This is a genomic window from Actinoalloteichus hymeniacidonis, assembly GCF_014203365.1.
Taxonomy (GTDB): Bacteria; Actinomycetota; Actinomycetes; order Mycobacteriales; family Pseudonocardiaceae; genus Actinoalloteichus_A; species Actinoalloteichus_A hymeniacidonis.
Genome location: NZ_JACHIS010000001.1, coordinates 6,110,942 through 6,131,038, shown reverse-complemented (window position 1 = coordinate 6,131,038; position 20,097 = coordinate 6,110,942). Strand labels below are relative to the sequence as shown.

General features: G+C 67.6%; 22 protein-coding genes. 12 read left to right on the top strand and 10 right to left on the bottom strand.

From position 1 onward, the window contains the following. Positions 1 to 39 precede the first annotated feature (39 nt). Entirely contained in the window at positions 40 to 903 is an 864-nt protein-coding gene (locus BKA25_RS26325) for a TetR/AcrR family transcriptional regulator (protein ID WP_069845831.1), read from the bottom strand. 61 nt (positions 904 to 964) lie between these two features. On the opposite strand from BKA25_RS26325, the gene BKA25_RS26320 reads away from it, so the two are divergent. Continuing rightward, entirely contained in the window at positions 965 to 2,698 is a 1,734-nt protein-coding gene (locus tag BKA25_RS26320) for a right-handed parallel beta-helix repeat-containing protein (protein ID WP_069845834.1), read from the top strand. Positions 2,699 to 2,733: 35 nt separating this feature from the next. Here the strand turns inward: BKA25_RS26320 and BKA25_RS26315 are convergent, their stop codons facing one another. Further along, complete coding sequence (locus BKA25_RS26315; protein WP_084642359.1) at positions 2,734 to 3,627, bottom strand: DeoR/GlpR family DNA-binding transcription regulator; 894 nt, start codon at positions 3,625 to 3,627, stop codon at positions 2,734 to 2,736. Between the two features lie 14 nt (positions 3,628 to 3,641). After that, a complete protein-coding gene (gene pdxA / locus BKA25_RS26310; RefSeq protein ID WP_216637771.1) occupies positions 3,642 to 4,646 on the bottom strand; it encodes a 4-hydroxythreonine-4-phosphate dehydrogenase PdxA in 1,005 nt (334 codons plus the stop codon). Between the two features lie 441 nt (positions 4,647 to 5,087). Between pdxA and BKA25_RS26305 the strand changes: the two genes are divergently transcribed. The 11 genes from BKA25_RS26305 to BKA25_RS26255 are packed head-to-tail and all read left to right on the top strand — an operon-like array spanning position 5,088 to position 16,601. Beyond that, positions 5,088 to 6,653 carry an ABC transporter substrate-binding protein gene (locus tag BKA25_RS26305; protein WP_069853143.1) on the top strand — a complete coding sequence of 522 codons (1,566 nt, stop codon included), beginning with the start codon at positions 5,088 to 5,090 and terminating at the stop codon, positions 6,651 to 6,653. Between the two features lies 1 nt (position 6,654). After that, positions 6,655 to 7,590: an ABC transporter permease gene (locus BKA25_RS26300; protein WP_069845836.1), complete on the top strand. Its 936-nt coding sequence runs from the start codon at positions 6,655 to 6,657 to the stop codon at positions 7,588 to 7,590. Next, on the top strand, positions 7,587 to 8,489 hold the full coding sequence (locus BKA25_RS26295; protein WP_069845838.1) for an ABC transporter permease: 903 nt from the start codon (positions 7,587 to 7,589) through the stop codon (positions 8,487 to 8,489). Before BKA25_RS26300 ends, BKA25_RS26295 begins: the two co-directional genes overlap by 4 nt. Beyond that, complete coding sequence (locus BKA25_RS26290) at positions 8,486 to 9,292, top strand: ABC transporter ATP-binding protein (RefSeq protein WP_069845840.1); 807 nt, start codon at positions 8,486 to 8,488, stop codon at positions 9,290 to 9,292. Before BKA25_RS26295 ends, BKA25_RS26290 begins: the two co-directional genes overlap by 4 nt. After that, complete coding sequence (locus BKA25_RS26285; protein ID WP_069845842.1) at positions 9,289 to 10,140, top strand: ATP-binding cassette domain-containing protein; 852 nt, start codon at positions 9,289 to 9,291, stop codon at positions 10,138 to 10,140. The genes BKA25_RS26290 and BKA25_RS26285 overlap by 4 nt, the downstream gene beginning before the upstream one ends. Beyond that, entirely contained in the window at positions 10,137 to 11,090 is a 954-nt protein-coding gene (locus BKA25_RS26280; RefSeq protein ID WP_069845844.1) for an aldo/keto reductase, read from the top strand. The genes BKA25_RS26285 and BKA25_RS26280 overlap by 4 nt, the downstream gene beginning before the upstream one ends. A 45-nt stretch (positions 11,091 to 11,135) precedes the next feature. Next, positions 11,136 to 11,903 (top strand): HpcH/HpaI aldolase family protein, encoded by a 768-nt coding sequence (locus BKA25_RS26275; RefSeq protein ID WP_069845846.1) that lies wholly within the window; start codon positions 11,136 to 11,138, stop codon positions 11,901 to 11,903. Continuing rightward, positions 11,900 to 13,069, top strand: coding sequence for a sialidase family protein (locus BKA25_RS26270; protein WP_069845848.1), 1,170 nt, complete (start codon positions 11,900 to 11,902; stop codon positions 13,067 to 13,069). Before BKA25_RS26275 ends, BKA25_RS26270 begins: the two co-directional genes overlap by 4 nt. Then, positions 13,066 to 14,007 (top strand): phosphoglycerate dehydrogenase, encoded by a 942-nt coding sequence (locus tag BKA25_RS26265; protein ID WP_069845850.1) that lies wholly within the window; start codon positions 13,066 to 13,068, stop codon positions 14,005 to 14,007. The genes BKA25_RS26270 and BKA25_RS26265 overlap by 4 nt, the downstream gene beginning before the upstream one ends. 27 nt (positions 14,008 to 14,034) lie before the next feature. Beyond that, positions 14,035 to 15,195 (top strand): enolase C-terminal domain-like protein, encoded by a 1,161-nt coding sequence (locus BKA25_RS26260; protein ID WP_069845852.1) that lies wholly within the window; start codon positions 14,035 to 14,037, stop codon positions 15,193 to 15,195. Further along, complete coding sequence (locus BKA25_RS26255; RefSeq protein ID WP_069845854.1) at positions 15,195 to 16,601, top strand: Nramp family divalent metal transporter; 1,407 nt, start codon at positions 15,195 to 15,197, stop codon at positions 16,599 to 16,601. Before BKA25_RS26260 ends, BKA25_RS26255 begins: the two co-directional genes overlap by 1 nt. A 93-nt stretch (positions 16,602 to 16,694) precedes the next feature. Here the strand turns inward: BKA25_RS26255 and BKA25_RS26250 are convergent, their stop codons facing one another. The 7 genes from BKA25_RS26250 to BKA25_RS26220 form a co-directional block, all read right to left on the bottom strand. After that, entirely contained in the window at positions 16,695 to 17,039 is a 345-nt protein-coding gene (locus BKA25_RS26250; RefSeq protein WP_069845856.1) for an immunity protein CdiI family protein, read from the bottom strand. Positions 17,040 to 17,150: 111 nt separating this feature from the next. Beyond that, positions 17,151 to 17,492 (bottom strand): immunity protein CdiI family protein, encoded by a 342-nt coding sequence (locus BKA25_RS26245; protein ID WP_069845858.1) that lies wholly within the window; start codon positions 17,490 to 17,492, stop codon positions 17,151 to 17,153. Positions 17,493 to 17,498: 6 nt separating this feature from the next. Continuing rightward, entirely contained in the window at positions 17,499 to 18,275 is a 777-nt protein-coding gene (locus tag BKA25_RS26240) for a hypothetical protein (RefSeq protein WP_069845860.1), read from the bottom strand. Positions 18,276 to 18,378: 103 nt separating this feature from the next. Then, on the bottom strand, positions 18,379 to 18,894 hold the full coding sequence (locus tag BKA25_RS26235) for a hypothetical protein (RefSeq protein ID WP_069845862.1): 516 nt from the start codon (positions 18,892 to 18,894) through the stop codon (positions 18,379 to 18,381). 94 nt (positions 18,895 to 18,988) lie between these two features. Beyond that, positions 18,989 to 19,222: a hypothetical protein gene (locus BKA25_RS26230; RefSeq protein ID WP_069845864.1), complete on the bottom strand. Its 234-nt coding sequence runs from the start codon at positions 19,220 to 19,222 to the stop codon at positions 18,989 to 18,991. Continuing rightward, positions 19,219 to 19,686, bottom strand: coding sequence for a hypothetical protein (locus BKA25_RS26225; RefSeq protein WP_069845866.1), 468 nt, complete (start codon positions 19,684 to 19,686; stop codon positions 19,219 to 19,221). The genes BKA25_RS26230 and BKA25_RS26225 overlap by 4 nt, the downstream gene beginning before the upstream one ends. Beyond that, positions 19,683 to 19,856 carry a hypothetical protein gene (locus BKA25_RS26220; RefSeq protein WP_157420882.1) on the bottom strand — a complete coding sequence of 58 codons (174 nt, stop codon included), beginning with the start codon at positions 19,854 to 19,856 and terminating at the stop codon, positions 19,683 to 19,685. Before BKA25_RS26220 ends, BKA25_RS26225 begins: the two co-directional genes overlap by 4 nt. Positions 19,857 to 20,097: the final 241 nt, after the last annotated feature.

Genomic DNA, 20,097 nt, shown 5'->3' with positions numbered 1-20,097 from the left:
CGGCAGCCGGGCCACGGTCGTTCTCGGTGCTAGTACGAGTCAGCCGGATCTACGCTGTCGGTAAGCGCGTTGCTGGCAGGCTCGGGAGCAGTACGCACGCGGTCGTCCGGACGACGGTTGCACCACGGGATTCCCACAGACCGCACAGCGTGAGTCCCGCTCGGTAATTTCATCACGTCTTTCATCACGATGCTGTGCGATCAGAAGCTCGACGCCGTCCAGGATGCGGGCCAGCCCGAACTCGAAGGGGTCGACTGGTCGATCGAATCCGCCGCCCTCCCAGAGTGCTGTCAGGGTCGGGTAGCGGTCGAACTCGGCGTAGAGCGAGTCGCGTTCGCCCCACCACTGCTCATGGCTGACCTCGCTGCGCTGCTCGGCCTGCGCGGTCTCCAGGGCGACCAGTGATTCGGCATCGACCCACCGTCCGATGAGATTGACGGTGGCAACCACCTCGGTGGGCGGTAGGCCGCTGGCCGCGACGCTGCGCAGCAGCGCCTCGTAGTGCGCCATCACGTTCGGTCCGGGGACGAATCGGGTGGTACGAACCTCCGCGAGCCAGGGATGTCGTTTCCGCAGTTCCAGTCCCTGTCGGACAAGTTCCTCCAGCTGTGCTCGCCAACCGGACAGCTCGCCGACCTCGTCCGGTTCGCCCAACGCGACATCGCGCATCAGGTCCACCAGGTGGTCGCGGCCGGGTACGTGTCGGTAGAGCGACATGCTGGTGAAGCCGAGCCGATCGGCGATCTTGCGCATGGACAGCCCCGTCAAACCATCCGCGTCGGCCACCTCGATGGCGGCCCGCACGATGCGATCCAGGGTCAACCCGGGCCGCGCATCGCGTGCCTGCTCCCGCCACAGCAGCTCGACGCCGTGATCGGGATCGTCCGCCTTGCCACTTGCCATCTCGAACCTCCTTGTTTATGGTACACACCGGTTTATGGTGTAAACATTGATGAGGTGAGCGATGACCGAACTCTTCGTGTGCCCGACCGGCGACGACTCCGCGCCCGGTAGCGCCGATCGACCCTTCGCGACTCTGCGACGAGCCCAGCAAGCGGCCCGCGAGGCCGACGGCGAGGTCCTGGTGCAGCTCAGGGCGGGCACCCACCTGCTCACCGAGACTCTGGAGTTCACCGAACGGGATTCCGCCGCCAAGGGCAGCCGGATCAGCTACCAGGCCTACGGATTCGGCACCGACGAACAGGAGTTAGTCGAGGTCAGCGGTGGTCGACGGATCACGGATTGGCAGGTGCGGGACGGCATCTGGTCGGCGGATGTCGGTGAACTGGACTTCCGGCAGCTGTCGGTGGACGGCAAGCGCGTCGAACGCGCCGGTATCGAGGCGATCCCCGGTTCGACCCGCCGAACCGACACGGGTTACGTCACGGACAGCGCCGAACCGTTGCAGTGGCGGGCGCCCGGCGTCGAACTGGTCTTCCGAGGGGTTTATCCGTGGACCGAGGCGCGTTGTGCCGTCGCGGAGATCGTCCAAGACGGGGAGAACACCGAGATCCGTATGGCCCAGCCCGCCTTCTCCTGGGGCACCGATCTCTATCGGTCGGCCTGGGAGGGCGAGCAGATGACGGGGCTGCCGCTGCCGAGCCGAGTGGAGAACGACCCCGCATTCCTGACCGAACCCGGCACCTTCGCGCTGGATCGCTCCCGCCCCGGTCGGCATGTGCTGAACTACCTGCCGCGTGCGGGCGAAGATCCGCAACGCACTCGGGTGGTGGTCCCGGTGCTGGAGAAGTTGATTCACGCCACCGGAACCCGGGACGTCTCGTTCCGAGGGCTGGTCTTCGCCGATGCCACCTGGCTGCGGCCCGGCGGCGACCTCGGTTTCCTGCACTATCACGCCAACGGCTATCACGACGGCGGCGCTCTCGACACCGTTGTCGTGATCGAGGACCAGGCCTGGGTCACCGTGCCGACGGAGGCCAAGACCATGCCTGCGTGCTTGAGTTTCGCGGAGACCAGCGGAATTCGGTTCGACCGCTGTCGCTTCACCCGGCTCGGCGCTGCCGGGTTGGGCGTTCTCGGCGGCGCGGACCTGACGGTGCGCGGCTGCGACTTCGACACCCTCGCGGGCTCGGCGATCTCGGTCGACGGTGGCACCCACACGGTGATCGAGGACAACCGAGTCCAGCGCATCGGCCTGGACTACTCCGGTTCACCCGGCATCGCGTTGTCGAACACGGTTGATTGCACGGTGGCGCACAACGAGGTGTCCGATGTCCCGCACTGCGGAATCACCGCAGGTCCGGGCCGGGGAACCAGAATCCTGCGCAATCTCACCACCGACACCATGGGCGTGCTCGCGGACGGCGGCGGCATCTACCTCTCCGGCCCGCAGGGCGACCGTGCGGACAACGGCGCGGTGATCGCCGGAAACGTCATCATCGACACCCGGACGCCCTACAACTTCGGGCTCTACACCGATTACGGGGCGGCCTGGGTGACCGTTGAGGGCAATGTGGTCCAGCGCGCCGACAGCACGGCGGTACTGCTGGTCAGCCCACCGTTGGAGCACGTGACCTACCGGGGCAACTTCTGGGATGCCGACCCCATCGGCAGCCAAGAGATCCCCGACGGAGTCGACTACCTGGACAACCGGACGGTGACCGACGAGACCGAGTTCGAGGCGGCCACCGCGCGGATCCGCGCCCGCGCAGGCCTGCTGCGCGACACCGCCGACTAGCCGCTCCCCAGACCGGCGCGTCGAGCCGACCTTCATCAGGCCGGTTCGACGCCGTGGGTCTGCTCGATATCCAGCGGCTCGGCGTCCCGCGAATCCAGTTCGACGCCCAGCGCCGCCGTCTCGGCCAGCGCCGCCGCCCCGACGGCCGAGGTGACCTCGCCGTTGATGTCGGTGACGATGACGTCGACTCCCCGGGCGCGAAACGGCTCCAGCGCCTCCTCCGAAGCCGATCGATCGGTCACCAGGGTCCATTGCGCGGGCATCGGGGCCCAGGCGTGGAAGGGCCGCCTGCCGACCTTGGCGCCGTGGGCGAGGAGGTAGACACGGTCACTGCGTCGCGCCATCAGCTCCTTGAGCCTGGTCTGGCGGATGTCGGCCTCGCAGATGCCCTCTTTGGCCGTCACGCCGTCCGCGCCGAGGAAGACCCGGTCGAAGGTGCGTCGTTCCAGGGCCGCCTCGGCGAGCGGCCCGATGAATCCCAGGCTCCTAGGCCGCAGCACGCCGCCGAGGCATTCGACCGTCACGCTGTCGGAGGCGGCCAACTCCTGCAACGCGGTCATCCCGGTGGTGACCACCGTCAGCGCGGGCGCGGCCCGGAGTTCGTGCGCGAGAGCCCCGGTCGTGGTGCCGGCGTCCAGCAGCACCGTCTCGCCCGCGCCGATCTGTCGGGCCGCCCAACGGGCGATGCCGCGCTTGGCGTCGAACTGTTCACCGACGCGCTGCCGAAGGCTGGACTCGGGGTGCGCGACGAGCGCCATCGCGCCGCCGTAGGTGCGAGCCAGTGCCCCCGACCGTTCCAACTGCGCGAGGTCGCGGCGGATGGTCGACGCGGTGACCCCGAAGCGCTCGGATAGCTCTTCGACGTTGGCCAGCCCGCTGCTGGCCATCTGCACGATGGACTTCCGGCGGATTTCGGAGTCACGAGGCACTGGCTCGTCCTTCTTCAGCTGACGGAGATCGGGGCCAGGTCTGCGGCCTGACGTAGTGCCTCGATCATGCTACCGACCTCGGCGGTCCCGGTTCCGGCGATGTCGAAGGCCGTTCCGTGGTCCACGGAGGTGCGGATGACCGGGAGCCCGACGGTGATGTTGACGCCCGCCTCGATGCCGAGCACCTTGACCGGGCCGTGGCCCTGGTCGTGGTACATCGCCACGATGAGGTCGTAGTCGCCCCGGCCCGCGAGGAAGAAGGCGGTGTCGGCGGGCAGCGGCCCCCGGGCGTCGATGCCGTCGGCCTGTAGCCGCTCGATGGCGGGAGTGATCTTCTCCGCTTCCTCGCCCTCGCCGAACAGGCCGTTCTCGCCCGCGTGCGGGTTGATCGCGCACACGCCGATGACGGGCTCGGCCACGCCGGAGGCCTTGATGGCGGTGTGACCTCGGCGGACGGTCCGCTCGACCAGGCCGGGTTCGATCTTGGCGATGGCCGCGATCAGGCCGATGTGCGTGGTCACGTGGATGACCTTGACCTTGGGCGTCGAGAGCATCATCGACACCTCTTCGGTGCCGGTCAGGGCGGCGAGCATCTCGGTGTGGCCGGGGTAGAGGTGCCCGGCGGCGTGCAGCGCCTCCTTGTTCAACGGCGCGGTGCAGATCGCGTGCGCCTCACCCGCGAGCGCCAGCTCGGAGGCCACTCGGATGTACTGGTAGGCCGCGTCGCCCGCCGTGGCGCTCAGCTTGCCCCAGGCGAGGTCCTCGGGCAGTAAGCCGAGGTCGATCACGTCGATCCGGCCCCGGGTGAAGCTCGCCTCGGCGATGGAGCCGACGGCGACGACCTCGACCTCGGCGTTCATCAGTGCCGCGGCCTGGCGCAATCTGCCCGCGTCGCCGATCACCAGTGGCCTGCAGCGCTCGTACACGGTCGCCTCGGCGAGGGCGCCTGCGACGACCTCCGGGCCGATGCCTGCACCGTCTCCCATCGTGATGGCGATCACGGGTAGTGGCGTGCTCACAGGTCCTCCTGGTGATCAATCTGACGTTGTCGGCGATCCGGTCACGGGATGTGTCCGCTGTGGACTACTCGACCGCGCGCGGTGGGTGATCGCGGCGTCTCCTGCCGGAAGTCGCCGAGCCGCAAGGCGTTTGCGCGATGCGACTGTGCGCGAAACGCGCAACTTTGTCGAGCGGGCCCGCTGTCGGCGGGACTGAATCGGTTGACCTTCGATCCGGATCCGATTCGCTGACGATGGCGTAAAGGGAGGCATCTTGCAAGGCCAGTGCTGGTCTTGCTGGCCTCATGAACGTCTCCCTGAACCTGGACCCGAACCCGGTGCGAGATATCTGTTCTGCGCGAATCAGGCTATCGATGTTGCGCATATCACGCAAGCATGCAACTGTGTCGCACCAGCAGGTGCTCGGCGGGCGACGGCGCTCGAGAGCAACGGAGGTTCCGAATGCAGACAAAGATGTCCCGGAGAACGCTGCTCAAGGCGCTTGGCCTCGCCGGGGGATTGGCCGCGACCGGTGTCGTCACCGGCTGCGCGGGTCCCACGGGCGGGCCGCCACCCGGCTCGGTCACCCTGGGTCTCAACCGCTCGCTGGTCTCACTCGACAACAAGCTCAACCAGTTCGACGCCGCGGTCACCGTGCAGCGCGCGGTGCGCCAAGGACTGACCCGGATCGGACCGGATCTCGCGCCCGTGCCGGTGTTGGCCGACCGATTCGAGCTGACCGCGCCGACCCAATGGACGGTCCGGCTGCGCGACGACATCCGCTACTCCGACGGCAGCCCGGTCGCCATCGACGACATCGGCACGGCGCTGGAGATGTATCGGCAGGTCAATGGCTCCTACCTCGCGGCCTTCTTCCCCGAATGGCCCGAGGTCGTGCCCGTCGACGACCGCACCTTCACGCTGGAGACCAATCGGCCGCTGCCGGTTCTGGACTACCTGATGGCCAACATCCTGATCACCCCGGCCAAGGACAACATCCCCGAGGAGCTCCAGACCGGTATCGGCACCGGGCCCTACGTCGTCACCGCCTCCAACCGGGGTACCGGCGACTACAGCCTGCGCCGCAACGAGAAGTACTGGGGCGATCGGCCCAGCATCGAGCAGGTGCGGGTCCGGTTCACCCCGGAGGAGTCCAACCGCGTCGTCGCACTGCGCTCCGGCGAACTCGACCTCATCGACACGATCAGCCCCGACTCGGCCGAACAGCTCGAAGGGCTCGCCGATGTGCAGATCGACCGCGTCAGGGGCACCCGGATCAACCAGCTCTTCTACAACTTCCGCAAGCCCGAGGACCACCCGCTGTCCAAGGCCTCGGTGCGCCAGGCGCTCTCGCTGGCCATCGATGGCGACGTGCTGGCCAAGGACATCCTCGCCGACTCGGTGCGCCCGGCCAGGGGACCGGTGGCCGAGACCCTCAACGGCTCCGTCGTCTGCGGCGACTACACCTACGACCCGCGTCGAGCCAAGCAGATGTTGGAGGCCGAGGGCATCGCCGATGGCGACCTGCGGCTGACGCTGATCTGGGAGACCGGCGAGTTCGCCAGCGACACCACGGTCATGGAGGCCGTGATGCAGATGCTCGGCGAGATCGGCGTCGGCGTCACCCTGCGCCAGTTCGAACCGGGCGGCGACATCCCCGCCTGGCGGCAGGGCCGGGGCGGCGACTGGGACATCCTCGGCAACGGTTACGCCTCGCCGGTCGGCGCGGCCTTGCCGATCCTGCAGGGGATGTACGGCGGGACGCCGGAACGCGAACAGACCCGCGACACCTACCAGGGCTACGTCAACACCGAGGTCGTCGCGAAGCTCGACGAGGCCTACGCCGAGGTCGACCCCGACCGCAGGCAGGAGATCACCGCCGAGATCCAGCAGATCGTGTGGGATTCCTGGCCGAGTATGTGGGCGTTCGTGCCCAATTCGGTGCTGGCCTACCGAACCAGGGTCACCGGGGTGTCCTTGGAAGCCACCAACTCCTACCAACTCGAGCACATCGGTCTGGAGGCGTGAGGTGACGAGGTACATCCTCAAACGGTTAGGCCAGAGCGCGCTGGTCGTCATGCTCACCGTGTCGACCGTCTTCGTGCTGATCAGGATGGCACCGGGCGACCCGGCCGCCGCCTTCGCCGCGCCGAACGCCAGCTCCGAGGACCTGGCGGCGATCCGCACCGAACTCGGCCTCGACGGCTCGATCCTCTCGCAGTACCTGACCTTCCTCGGGCAGTTGTTCACCGGCGACATGGGCACCTCGTACTCGTTCCGGGCCCCCGCCTTCGACGTGGTGCTCGATCGGGTGCCCTACACGCTCACCCTGGCTTCGGCCTCGGTGCTGCTCACCGCGCTGATCGCCCTGCCGCTGGGCATCTGGATGGCCAGCCGGGCGGACACCGCGCGGGAGACCGGCGCGAACATCGCCACCGTCGCGGCCCAGTCGATGCCGGAGTTCTGGAGCGGCATCATGCTGCTCACCGTCTTCTCCGTGCTGGTACCGGTGCTGCCGTCCTCCGGCTTCACCACCTGGGCCGGGCTGGTGCTGCCCGCAGTCACCGTCGCGCTGTTGCAGATCGCGTTGATCTCCCGGCTGGTCCGGCGGGAGATGGTCGGCAACCTCAACTCGCACTATCTGACGGTCGCGCGGGCCCACGGCTTCGGCGAGCGGCGGCTGATCTGGGGATACGCGCTGAGCAACTCGATCATTCCGGTGATCACCGCGCTGGGCACCCGCTTCGCCGCGATGCTCAACGGCGTCGTCGTGGTGGAGGTCGTCTTCTCCTGGCCGGGCGTCGGTTCGCTGGTCGTTCGCGCGCTGGAGACGCGGGACTACCCGCTGATCCAGGCGACGGTCCTGGTCACCGCAGCGCTGGCCGTCCTCGTCCAACTGCTCATCGACCTGTTGTACCCGCTGCTCGACCCGCGGGTCCGGCTCGGAAAGGCCACGGCGCGATGACCACTACGAATACTCCGGAAACCCGGCCCAGCCGGGTGAAACCACGCCAGTTGCGCGATGCGGGCGCCGCTCGCCGCTCCCGCACCGCCAAGGCCAAGATCTGGATCGGCGCCGTGCTCACCGCGCTGGTCGTGCTTCCGGTGGCCCTGGCCAATCTCCTGCCGCTGCCGGACGCCAACGAGCAGGACCTCAGCTCCCGCCGACTGCCGCCCTTCTCCGAAGGCCACCTGTTCGGCACCGACCAACTCGGCCGCGACCTGCTGGCCAGGGTGCTCGACGGCGGCCAGGTCTCGGTACTCATCGGCGTGCTCGCGGTCGTGGTGTCCGGCCTGATCGGACTGATCGCGGGCGCCGCCGCCGGTTACTTCGGCGGCTGGGTGGATGCGGTGGTCTCCCGGGTGTTGGAAGCCCAGATGTCGTTGCCGCTGCTGATGATGCTGCTGCTCGTGGTGGCGTTGTTCGGTCCGTCCATCCCGGTGATCACCTCGGTCATCGCCATCGCCCAATGGCCGGAGGTCGCGCGGCTGACCCGGTCGATGGTGATGGTGGAACGCGAGAAGCCCTATGTGGACGCGGCGCGCACCCTCGGGCTGATGCCCTCCGGCGTGCTGTTCCGGCACGTCGTGCCCAACATCGTTCGCCAGACCAGCCTCGTCGTGCTGTTGCTGCTCGCCCAGGCGGTGCTGCTGGAGAGCGCGCTGAGCTACCTCGGCGCCGGACCGGAACGCCCGTACGCCACCTGGGGTCGGCTCATCTCCGACGGTCAGGACTACGTCACCACCTCGTGGTGGCTGGTGACCCTGCCCGGTCTGGTGATCGTGGCGCTCGTCGTCGGCGTCAACCTGCTCGGCGACGGACTTCGCGACCGCACCCGGCGCAAGAAGGGAGCCACGGCATGAGTTCCTTGGTCGAGGTCGAGGACCTACAAATCGAACTGGTCACCGGGCGCGGCGTCGTCCGAGCCGTCGACGGGGTCTCGCTGCACGTCGATCCGGGCGAGACGGTCACCCTGATCGGCGAGTCGGGCTCCGGGAAGTCGACGACCGCGATGGGCCTGCTGCGACTGCTGCCGCCGGGATTGGCCGTGTTGTCCGGCAAGGCCCTGCTGATGGGCCACGACGTGGTCGCGGATCCGGCGTCGATCGCGCAACTGCGCGGCAGCGTCGTCGGCCTCATCCCGCAGGACCCGATGACCGCGTTGAGCCCGGTGCAGACCATCGGCCGCAGGCTCACCGCGCTGGTCCGGCTCCGTAATCCCGGCACCAGCCGCCGTGCCGCGCGCGCCACCGCCCGGAATCTGTTGGAGCAGGTGCGGGTGCCCGACCCGGATCGGCTGCTGGACCGCTATCCGCACCAGCTCTCCGGCGGACTTCAACAGCGGGTGCTCATCGCCTGTGCACTGGCGGGCGAACCGAAACTGCTGATCGCCGACGAGCCGACCAGCGCACTGGACGTCACCGTGCAGGCGGGCGTGCTCAGCCTGCTGATGGACCTCCAGGAACGCACCGGGGTGGCGATTTTGATGATCACCCACGACCTCGGCGTCGCCCGGATGGTCTCCGACCGGGTGCACGTGATGAAGGCCGGTCGTTTCGTCGAGAGCGGCGAGGTCGAACAGGTGGTGGACGCGCCGACCCACGCCTACACCCAGCGGTTGTTGGCGGCCGTGCCCAGCTTGACGACGAAGGAGGCGCACGCATGAGCGAGCAGCCGATCTTGCAGGTGCAGGACCTCGTCGTCGAATTCCCCGGTGCCGGCGGCACACCGTTCCGCGCGGTCTCCGAGGTCGGCTTCGAGCTGCACCGGGGGCGGACGGTGGGCATCGTCGGCGAATCCGGCTGCGGCAAGAGCACCATCGCCCGCAGCATCGTCCGATTGCAGCGCCCCACCTCCGGCCGCATCGTGTTGGACGGCACCGACATCACCCGGCTGTCCGAACGCAAGCTGCGACCGATGCGGGCCCGCATCCAGATGATCTTCCAGGACCCGTACGCCTCGCTCGATCCGCATCTGGACGCGGGCGACATCGTCGGCGAGCCGCTGAAGTTGCAGGGCATGAAGGATTCGGCGCAGCGCCGCAAGGCCGCCACCGACCTGCTCGCCCGCGTGGAACTGCCCGAGTCAGCGGTGGACAAGCGGCCGGACGAGTTCTCCGGCGGGCAACGCCAGCGCATCGGCATCGCCAGGGCGCTTGCCTGCAAGCCCGACGTGCTGGTCTGCGACGAGGCGACCAGCGCCCTGGACGTCTCGGTGCAGGCCCAGGTCATCGCCTTGCTCAAGGACATCCAGGCCGAGAGCGGCGTCGCCTTCGTGGTGATCGCCCACAACCTCGGCGTGGTGCGGGAGCTGAGCGACGAGGTGCTGGTGATGCGCAAGGGCGAGGTCGTGGAACACGGCCCCGCCGCCCAGGTTCTGGGCGATCCCGCTGCCGAGTACACCCGGCAACTGCGCAGCGCCGCGCTCGATCCGACCACGATCACCGGACGAAAGCCGCGATACCTGCTGGCCGCGATCGGCGCGGGCGGCATCGAGGAGGAAAGGACCTCATGACGACCGGAGCACCCAGGCTGGTCCTCGGGACGATGACCTTTGCCGACACCGTCTCCGCCGCCGACGCGGAGCGGATGCTCGACACCGCGCTCGACGCCGGAATCGTCGACGTCGACACCGCCAACGGTTATGCCAAGGGCACCACCGAAACCCTGTTGGCCCCGCTGATCGCCCCGCGCCGGGATCGCATCAGGCTGGCGACCAAGGCGGGCATGCCGCACCCGGACGCGGGCGAGAACTCGCCGCTGTCCCCGGCGGGCTTGCGCGCCAGTGTCGACGGCAGCCTGCGCAGGCTCGGCGTCGACCACATCGACCTATTCTACCTGCACCAACCGGATGGTGCGGCCACCTTCGAGGACACCATGTCGACGGTGCGCGAGCTGGTCGAGGCGGGCAAGATCCGCCAACTCGGCGTGTCGAACTTCGCGGCCTGGCAGATCGTCGAGCTGAACCGAGTCGCCGATCAGGTCGGAGCGCCGAGGCCCGTGGTGGCCCAGCAGCTCTACAACCTGCTGGCCAGGCGAATCGACGAGGAGTACGCGGCGATGGCCGCGGCCACCGGCCTGGAGACGATGGTCTACAACCCGCTCGGCGGTGGCTTGCTCACCGGCAGGCACCGTTTCGAGAGCGAGCCGGGCAGCGGCCGATTCGGCGATTCGGTGTTGGCGGGCATGTACAAGCAACGCTACTGGGACGCCCAGCTCTTCGAGGCGATCGACGCACTCGCCGAGATCGCCGCGCGCGCCGAGGTGCCGCTCACCGAACTCGCCCTGCGCTGGCTGGCCTCCCGGCCCGTCGTGGACGCCGTCCTGCTCGGCGCATCGCGGATCGAACACCTCACCGCCAACATCGAGGCGCTGGGCAAGGGCCCGTTGCCCGCCGAGCTGGTGGCGGCCTGCGACGAGGTGGGCGCCCGGCTGCGCGGGCCGATGCCCGCCTACAACCGCTGATCAACCAACCCCGACCCACAGATCTGCCTAAGGAGCACCGCTTCCATGGACGCACTCGAATTCGCCCGCCGCATCCGCAACCGGGAGCAGGCCGTCGGCTATTGGGTGGTGCTGGATGACCCCATCGCCACCGAGCGGCTGGCCCGCATCGGCTATGACTACGTGGCCGTCGACGCCCAGCACGGCCTGCTCGGCTACACCGGCATCCGGGACGCGATGCTCGCGATCGACGCGGGCGCCACGTCCGCCGCGATGGTGCGGGTCGAGCAGAACGACCCGTTCGCCATCGGCCGGGTGCTCGACGCGGGCGCCACCGGCGTGATCGTTCCGCTGATCGACAACGCCGAGGACGCCGCCGCCGCCGTGCGCTCCACCCGCTACCCCCCGCACGGCCGCCGGTCCTACGGCCCGATGCGCGCCCAGCTGCGGGTCGGCCCGACGCCCGCAGTCTCGGACGAGGCCACGCTGGTGCTGGCGATGATCGAGACCCCGGAGGGCCTGGCCAACGTCGACGAGATCTGCGCGACCCCCGGCCTGGATGGCGTCTACGTCGGCCCCTCCGACCTGCGGCTCGCGGTCGGCGGCGCCACCTCCACCGACCCGGCGGTGGACGGACCGTTCGAGGAGGCCGTGGAGAAGATCGCCAAGGCTGCCGAGAAGGCGGGAATCGCCGCAGGCATCCACAACCCCAGTGGTGAGGCGGCTCGCCGCAGGCTGGCGCAGGGCTACACCTTCGCCTCGGTGGCCTGCGACCTCGTGCACCTGGAGCAGGCGGCCCGCTCGCACCTGGCTGCCGCGCGAGACGACCGATGAGTGCGCTTCACGAGGTGGAGCCGGGCCGCACCGAGGCCCGGCTCGCCGCGCCCACCGCACAGTCCCACGCGGCCAACCTCGCCGTGCTGCCCGACGGCGACCTGGGCTGCGTCTGGTTCGGCGGCACGCAGGAAGGCGTGCACGACATCCGGATCTGGTTCTCGCGCCTGAGCGCCGACACCTGGTCGGAGCCGGTCGCGTTGAGCGATGATCCGGAGCGTTCCGAGCAGAATCCGGTGCTCTTCGCCGCCCCGGACGACAGCCTGTGGTTGTTCTGGACCGCCCAACATGCCGGGCACCAGAACACCGCCGAGGTCCGCACCCGCCGGTCCACCGACAGCGGCCGGACCTGGAGCGAGCCTCGGGTGTTGTTGCCCGCGACCGAGACCGGCGGCGTCTTCGTCCGCCAACCGGTGCAGGTCACCCCGGATGGCACCTGGCTGTTGCCATCCTTCTCCTGCCGGACACCGGAAACCGGCACCTGGTCGGGTGGCGAGGACACCAGCGCGGTGTACGCGAGCACCGACGACGGGTGGACCTGGACCCGACACGACGTCGACGACAGTCGGGGAGCGGTGCACATGAACGTGCTGCCCGCCGCCGAAGGCTATGTCGCGCTGTACCGGAGCCGATTCGCCGACAACATCAAGCACAGCGCATCGGCGGACGGCCTGCACTGGAGCGCACCCGTGCCGACCGCGTTGCCCAACAACAACTCGTCGGTGCAGGCCACCCGGCTCGCCGACGGCAGGTTGGCGCTGGTCTACAACGCCAGCAGCGCGGCCGATGCCAGCCACCGCCGCGCGGGCCTGTACGACGAGGTCGACGACCACGGCGCGTTGGGCGGCACCGAACGCGCCCCGGTCGCCGTCGGGGAAACCGCCGCCGACGACCGCCAGGCCTTCTGGGGCGCGCCCCGGACTCCGATCGCGCTGGCCACCTCGGCCGACGACGGGCGCACCTGGCAGCGGCATCCCGATCTGGCCCAGGGCGAGGGCAACGCCCTGACCAACAACTCCCGGGACGGCTTGAACACCGAGCTGTCCTATCCGTCGATCACCCAAGACGCCCAGGGCTATGTGCACGTCGCCTACACCCACCACCGGTCGTCGATCCGACACACCCGCATCGCGCCCGACTGGCCGGGCTGGCAGGAGACCCGATGAGCCTCACCCTGATCACCACACCCACGTTCGGCCGGTTCTCCACCGAACCGTGGGAGTTGCTGCGTAACGCCGGGGTCGACGCGCAGCGGCCCCGCGAGGACGGCCCGCTACCGAGGGCCGAGCTGCTGGCCAGGGTGGGCGAGGCCGAGGCGCTGATCGTCGGACTGGATCCGATCGACCGCGAGGTGTTCGAGGCGGCACCGAAGCTGAAGGTCGTCGCGAAACACGGGGTCGGCTACGACAACATCGATCTCGATGCGGCGCGGGATCACGGGGTGCGGGTGGTCTACGCGCCCGGCAGCAATTCGCGGGCGGTCGCGGAGCTGACCTTCGGGTTGCTGCTCGACGTGGCCAGGGGGATCTCCGCCAACGATCGGGCCGTCCGGGCCGGGGGCTGGCCGAAGACCTTCGGCGTCGAGTTGGCCGGTCGCAGCCTGGGCATCCTCGGTTTCGGCCGGATCGGCAGGTTGATGGCCGGTTATGCCGAGGCGTTCGGAATGAACGTCGTGGCCCATGACCCGTTCCTGGCCGCCGACGCGTTCGGCTCGGTCGCCTCGGCGGACCTGGCCACCACTCTCGACTGCGATGTGGTCAGCCTGCATCTGCCCGCGGCACCGGGTGCTGGTCCGCTGCTCGACCGCGAGCGGCTGAGCGCGATGCGGCCGGGCTCGATCCTGCTCAACGCCGCACGCGGCGGTCTCGTCGATGAGCAGGCCCTCGCGGATCTGTTGCACAGCGGGCACTTCGCCGGTGCCGGTTTCGACGCCTTCGCGCTCGAACCGATCGGCGACAGCCCATTGGCCAGCGCGCCGAATGTGGTGCTCACCGCACATATCGGTGCGTGCAGCCGGGAGGCGAATGCGGCGATGGGTATCGCCGTCGCCGAAGGAGTTCTCAGCGTGCTCGGTGGTACCGAGCCGCGCCACAGCGCCGTGTGACGGCTCCTAACCACCGAAGAGGAAATCATGAAGATCGAACGCATTCGTCTCGACAAGGCCAAGTTCGACATGGTCGACTTCGCCAAGCACCCGACCGGTTTCTCGCTGGTGTACGAGCCGGGTAGCCGCAAGCCGACCAGCGCCTATGCCATCCGCATCTACACCGATGAGGGTGTGATGGGCGGCTATGTCGGCGGCAATGCGGTCGCTGCGGCGCAGTTGCGCATGTTCGGCGACTACCTGATCGGCAAGAACCCGTTGCAGCGGGAGCTGATCTACAACGACGTCAAACGGCAGCTGCGCAAGTTCGACAAGATGGGCATGGGCTTCGTCGACATCGCGCTGTGGGATCTGGCGGGCCACGTCCACAATGCTTCGATCCGAACCCTCTTGGGTGGTTGGAAGACCCGGCTGCCCGCCTACGCCTCGACGGCGGCGGGCGACCGCAACGGCGGCCTGGACAGCGCCGAGGCCTACGCCGACTTCGCGGTGGCCTGTAAGGAACTCGGCTACCGGGCCTACAAGCTGCACGTCTGGGACGAGTACGAGGTCTCGGAGATCGTCAAGACCATCGCCAAGGTCCGCGAGGCCGTCGGCCCCGACATGGATCTGATGTTGGACCCGGGCTGCAAGCTGGAAACCTTCGCGCACGCCATCCAGGTCGGCCGCGCCTGCGACGAGGCGAACTTCCTGTGGCTGGAGGATCCGTACAAGGACACCGGCATCTCGATCTTCGGCCACAAGCGGCTGCGGGAACTGATCCGCACGCCGCTGTTGCAGACCGAGCACGTCCGGGGCCTGGAGCAGCACGTCGACTTCGTGGTGGGCGGCGGCACCGACTTCGTGCGTGCCGACACCGAGTACGACGGCGGCATCACCGGCGCGCTGAAGATCGCGCACGCCACCGAGGGCTTCGGCTTGGACGTCGAACTGCACACCCCCGGCCCGGCTCAGCGGCAGCTGATGGCGTCGCTGCGCAACACCAACTACTACGAGATGTCCTTCGTGCACCCGAAGTCCAGCGAGATCGGCCGTAGCCAGCTCGTCTACGCCGATGACTACCGGGACGGCCTGACCGCGATCGACGCGGACGGCTATGTGCCGGTCCCCGAGGGCAACGGCCTCGGCATCACCTACGACTGGGATGTCATCGAGGCGAACACCGTCGAGACAGTGGAATTCTCCTGATGACGACATCGGAAGCGAGACCCGAGCAGGCCGACCTCTACGCACTGCGCGCGGAGGATGTGCAGGAGCCGCCCACCACCCTTCGGGGACGGCTGAAGTACCTCGGACCGGGCATGATTCTCTCGGCGGCGGTGGTCGGATCCGGTGAGCTGATCCTGACGACCTCGCTCGGTGCCAGGGCGGGTTTCGCCCTGATGTGGCTGATCATCGTGGCGACCACGGTGAAGGTCTGGGTGCAGATGGAACTCGGGCGCCTGACGGTCTTATATGGCCGGCCTGCGCTGGAGGCATTCAGCGATGTCGCCCCGAAGACGCGGCGCGGCAGCTGGATCAACTATCTGTGGATCGGCATGGATTTCGCCAAGATGTTCCAGCGCGGCGGGATCATCGGCGGAGTGGCGGCGGCCTGTTCGATTCTCTGGCCGATCGTCGGTGAGCCGCTGAGCCGGGAGTCCACCACGGTGTGGTGTGTGGTGGTCGTGGTGATCACCATCGCGATCCTGCAGAGCAGCAAGTACTCGATCGTCGAGACCGCCTCGGTGATCGCGGTGGCGATGTTCACCCTGATCACGGTGGGTCTCGCGTTGGCGCTGCCGTTCACCGAGTTCGGTTGGGGCGTCGGCGACATCGCGGGCGGCCTGGAATTCGCGGTACCCGTGGGTGCACTCGGGCTCGCGGTGGCGATGTTCGGTTCCACGGGTGTGGGCGCCGACGAGATGACCACCTACACCTACTGGTGCATGGAGAAGGGTTACGCCCGCTGGACCGGACCCGCCGACGGCACCAAGGACCGCGATCGGCGGGCCGAGGGCTGGCTGAAGGTGATGCGCCTCGACGTCGCGGTGGGCTGGCTGGTGTGCACGATCTGCACGATCGCCTTCTACATCATCGGTGCGTCGGTGCTGCATCCGCAGGGACTCGTGCCCGAGGGCAACGAGATGATCACCACGCTGTCCCGGATGTACACCGACACCATCGGCGGCTGGGCGGAGATCGTGTTCCTGCTCGGGGCGATCGCGGTGCTGTTCTCCACCAACATCGGCTCGACGGCCAGTGTCCCGAGGCTCTGGACCAACACCCTGGGCATCATCGGCGTGCTGAACTGGAAGGACCCGGAGGTGCGGCGCAAGACGATCCGCATCCTCACCTTCTGTTTCCCGCCGCTGTGGGCGTCGTTCTACCTGTTCGTGCAGTCCCCGGTGCTGATGGTGCAGATCGGCGGCATCGGATCGGGAATCTTCCTGGTCGCCGTGGTCATCGGCGTCTGGTACCTGCGGGCCAAGGAACCGGATAAACGCTTCCGCCCGAACCCCTTCATCACCGGAGCCCTGGTGGTGAGCAGCATCGCGATCATGCTGCTGGGGGTCTACTCCGCACTGGAGGTCTTCGGCATCTCCATCGGCTGATGCTCTCGGCGCGGCGGCGGGGCTCTCGCTGCGCCACCGCAACCTCGACGAGAGGTCCCCGGCGACGGGGGCCTCTCGTCGGTTTTTCAGGGGTCAGAACACGTAGGTGCCTTCGGCGATGACGCCGTTGGCCTGGTAGTCGACGCTGATGTCGAGGGTGGATTCTTTCTGGACGCGGGCGGCGAGTTCCTTGCCGCGCTCGATCCAGGGGAGTGCCTCTTCCTCGGTGCGGAAGCCGGAGTTTCGGCCCTCGGCGAGGTCAAGGGTGTCCTGCCACTGGTTGTCCCAGGCAGCGAGGTCGCGGACAAGGTCCGCACTGAGCCCCAGATACTCGCCGGTCTCCTCGATCGACCAGTCGTAGCCTTCGGCGTCATCACCTCGGCGGTAGTAGAACGGACTCCGATCCCACTCGGTGAGGATCGTAATCTTGGTTGACATTGCCTTCCTTCGGTTCTTGTGCCAGCGAATATCGATACCCTGTTAGGCGCCAGCTGGCGGGCAGTGCGGATCTGACCGTGCTAGTAATATTCCGCGCCGCGTTCTCGGAGATCAGAACACACAAGTCCCCTTATCGTAAAAGCCGTTTGCTTGGTAGTCGACGCTAGACACGACCGGAGACTCTGTCTTGACCCGAGCTGCGAGTTCTTTTCCCTTCTCGATCCAGGCCCGTTCGGCCTCGGGGGTAGGGAACCTAGAGTCCGGTGGGTAGCCTCGATCGTAGATGGACTGATATTCGTCGTCCCATGCGGTGAGGGCGACGACGAGTTCGGCGCTGAGCTGCAAGTCTATTGCCGCTTCATCGATCCAATGGTTGGTTCGCTCACCTTTTTTGGCGACGTAAAAGAATGGGCCTTCCTGGAATCCCGCGTGCAATGCTACGGCCAAGAGCATGGGATCTCACTTCCGCTCGCGGTGTGGTCGAATCTTATCGTTGAGGCTCAGTGGGTACGAGGTCACAATAAAGCCGTTGTCGGAAACGACTATAGCTATGCGGCGTGGATTTTTGTTGATTTCTATCTCGTAGACCTCCCCGTCTTCTCCGCAATAGCCAGCGATTGGGCCATTTTCAAGCAACTCGAAAATGGTATCGATGACCTGAGTCTCCGGCAATCCCACTTCCTCGAAGTTCCCGACCCTGTTCTCACGGAGAATGTGGGCTCTTCCCGCTGTGTACCTGTCACCTTCCTCCAACCAGATCAGGTGACCCTGCCAGTGGCGGCCCACACGGACGACCTTCTCAGGGCTGATCTTGCTTCCGTTGCGGCGGATCTCGGCAATCTCTTCGGCGTAGCGAATCGCTGGGTCGGGGTGTCGGTTGGTGTCGTTGGCAGGGGTGGTGAGCAGCGGTGGCCGGGTTGCGTTGTCGTCGCTGGTCGAAGCCAGCAGCGACGATGAGCCGCCGCCGATGCCGTGCCCCGCGATCTCCTGGCAGTATCTGTCGATGCGGTCTTGGGCTTGGGCGAATAAGTCATGGGCTGCGCGGACATCCTGGCCGGAGCGGACGGCCAGCCGGTTGATCTGGGTGACCTCGGGCTGTGTCGATCCGGTGGTGGCGGTGGCGAAAACGGCGGCGCCGTCGCTGATCGCCGCGTCCGCCACGGCCGCAGCGTGGCGGGCCTCGGTCAGTAGGGCATGGGCTCGCTGGAGCTGCGCGACCACCTCGGTGACGGACACGGCATGACTCCTCACTTTCTGTGACGTAATCAGGATGCCAGCTGCGGGCAAGTCCTTTTTGGATAACGGCAAAGAGGCCCAACATGGGGTGGCAGATCGGCGATCAGCCGACTGCGGTGCGCTCGCCCGCGACCTCGATGTGCGCCCGGTCGGATAACGAGCGCAGCAGGCACAGCGTGCAGGGGGTGCCATCGCCCGCGTCGACTCTGTCGACGGGCTGGCCGACGCCGAACACCGCGCCACAGAGGGAGACCAGCGGCATCGGTGCCGGGGTCGCGGCCCCGATCTCCACGATGTGTACGGGCATCGTGCCCGGGAGGCGAAGGAAAATTCGGAGGGCTTCCTCGCCGCCGACCTCTTTCGGAGGTGCCCACAACACCGCTGTGCAGTCGGCGCAGTCCGCGAAGCGCATTGCCGGTATGCCGGGCAGCACCTCGGTCGGGGGTGGGCCGATCAGCAGTGAGGTGCCGCAGAGCGCGGTGACGCGGTCGCCATCGATGGGGATCGGTTCGCCGGTGTTGACGAACACCTGATGGCGGTCGAGGAAGATTCCGGCTGCGGGCAGTGCGGCCTGTTCCATGAGTAGCGGTTCGTCGGCGGTCTCCCGGTCCTCGGTCATCGCCGATTCCCGGTGAGCGCCCGGACGTACGGTCGAATGCGAGCCGCCCGCATCCGGTGTACGACCGGGACGAGCTTGAACGTCGTCAACGTCCTCACCGAACCACCGCCAGGCGGCGGGGCTGACGTGTGCTGGTGGCGAGACAACGCGGGCAGTGCTGTTCCTCGTAGTAGGGCTGGGCGATCGGCTCGCGGTTGAGCGCGGTGAACTCCGCGCCCGGTGCACACACCGGCCGGATACACGCTTGCCCGTCCACGGTCCACCGCTCGTGCACGGCCCGATGGGTGTCGCCGTCACGAATGCTCCGGACGAACCACAGGCCGGTCATCGGTGGATTCCCGAAGTGAACAGGGAAGCAGGACGGCCTGGATCGTTCTCGGCGTCGTCTCGGCCGTCCCCGACATCCGTTCCGGCGACCGGCTTACCGGATTCTGCGCAGGTCAGTGCTCGGCGCAGTGCGTCGCCCAACTCGGGAATGCGGTCGGAGTGCACGAGCCAACGGCCCAGAGTCGACGTGCGGCTGCGGATAGAGACCTCCACCCCCTCGGGCCGTGGCCGGAACTGGAGTCGACGGATACCGCTGGTGCCATCGATTGCGGGCAGATCGATCGCGCGCCCGGTCCAGAGGGCGTCGAGCACATCGACCGCATCCGTTGGCGTGATGGCGGCCCGAATCGGGTCCGCGCCGGGCCGGACGCCCTCGACGAGCACGCCGTGCCCGCCCGAGGTGACGAACATGATGCCGCTCCTGCTGATGTCGGTGTCGAGAAAAAGTGCGTTGAGGGTCGTCATGAGCCCACCGCCATGGCCAGCCGTTCCTCGACCAGGCGAGCCATGATCGAAGCGAAGGCCACCGTGCGGATGTGGGTCCGCCGTCGGGTCGGCGGCGGGCGATATCCCCAGATCACCAGCGGAAACCCGGCGGCGATCAGAAGTACGCCGAGGACGAGTAGCGCGGTCATGCGACGCCGTCCTTGTGCTGGTGCTTGATGCACCGCATGGGTGGCGCACTGTGTCGCAGTCCTCGCAACGGGACCGGTCCATCAAGGCCGTTCGTGTGGAACGCCGAGAAGAAGCCCACGTGGGCGGGCAAGTCAGTTGAACGTTTGTAGGGCATTGGCAACCTCCAGGTCTGACAACTTCGCCAAGTTGGCGCAGTTGTGTCGCACTTGTTTATTTCAGTGCGCCAACTGGTGGTCAATG

Coding starts and splice junctions, on each gene's coding strand:
- BKA25_RS26325 (WP_069845831.1), bottom strand. CDS start 903: ATGGCAAGTGGCAAGGCGGACGATCCCGATCACGGCGTCGAGCTGCTG.
- BKA25_RS26320 (WP_069845834.1), top strand. CDS start 965: ATGACCGAACTCTTCGTGTGCCCGACCGGCGACGACTCCGCGCCCGGT.
- BKA25_RS26305 (WP_069853143.1), top strand. CDS start 5,088: ATGCAGACAAAGATGTCCCGGAGAACGCTGCTCAAGGCGCTTGGCCTC.
- BKA25_RS26295 (WP_069845838.1), top strand. CDS start 7,587: ATGACCACTACGAATACTCCGGAAACCCGGCCCAGCCGGGTGAAACCA.
- BKA25_RS26290 (WP_069845840.1), top strand. CDS start 8,486: ATGAGTTCCTTGGTCGAGGTCGAGGACCTACAAATCGAACTGGTCACC.
- BKA25_RS26285 (WP_069845842.1), top strand. CDS start 9,289: ATGAGCGAGCAGCCGATCTTGCAGGTGCAGGACCTCGTCGTCGAATTC.
- BKA25_RS26280 (WP_069845844.1), top strand. CDS start 10,137: ATGACGACCGGAGCACCCAGGCTGGTCCTCGGGACGATGACCTTTGCC.
- BKA25_RS26275 (WP_069845846.1), top strand. CDS start 11,136: ATGGACGCACTCGAATTCGCCCGCCGCATCCGCAACCGGGAGCAGGCC.
- BKA25_RS26270 (WP_069845848.1), top strand. CDS start 11,900: ATGAGTGCGCTTCACGAGGTGGAGCCGGGCCGCACCGAGGCCCGGCTC.
- BKA25_RS26265 (WP_069845850.1), top strand. CDS start 13,066: ATGAGCCTCACCCTGATCACCACACCCACGTTCGGCCGGTTCTCCACC.
- BKA25_RS26260 (WP_069845852.1), top strand. CDS start 14,035: ATGAAGATCGAACGCATTCGTCTCGACAAGGCCAAGTTCGACATGGTC.
- BKA25_RS26255 (WP_069845854.1), top strand. CDS start 15,195: ATGACGACATCGGAAGCGAGACCCGAGCAGGCCGACCTCTACGCACTG.
- BKA25_RS26250 (WP_069845856.1), bottom strand. CDS start 17,039: ATGTCAACCAAGATTACGATCCTCACCGAGTGGGATCGGAGTCCGTTC.
- BKA25_RS26245 (WP_069845858.1), bottom strand. CDS start 17,492: ATGCTCTTGGCCGTAGCATTGCACGCGGGATTCCAGGAAGGCCCATTC.
- BKA25_RS26235 (WP_069845862.1), bottom strand. CDS start 18,894: ATGACCGAGGACCGGGAGACCGCCGACGAACCGCTACTCATGGAACAG.
- BKA25_RS26230 (WP_069845864.1), bottom strand. CDS start 19,222: ATGACCGGCCTGTGGTTCGTCCGGAGCATTCGTGACGGCGACACCCAT.
- BKA25_RS26225 (WP_069845866.1), bottom strand. CDS start 19,686: ATGACGACCCTCAACGCACTTTTTCTCGACACCGACATCAGCAGGAGC.
- BKA25_RS26220 (WP_157420882.1), bottom strand. CDS start 19,856: ATGACCGCGCTACTCGTCCTCGGCGTACTTCTGATCGCCGCCGGGTTT.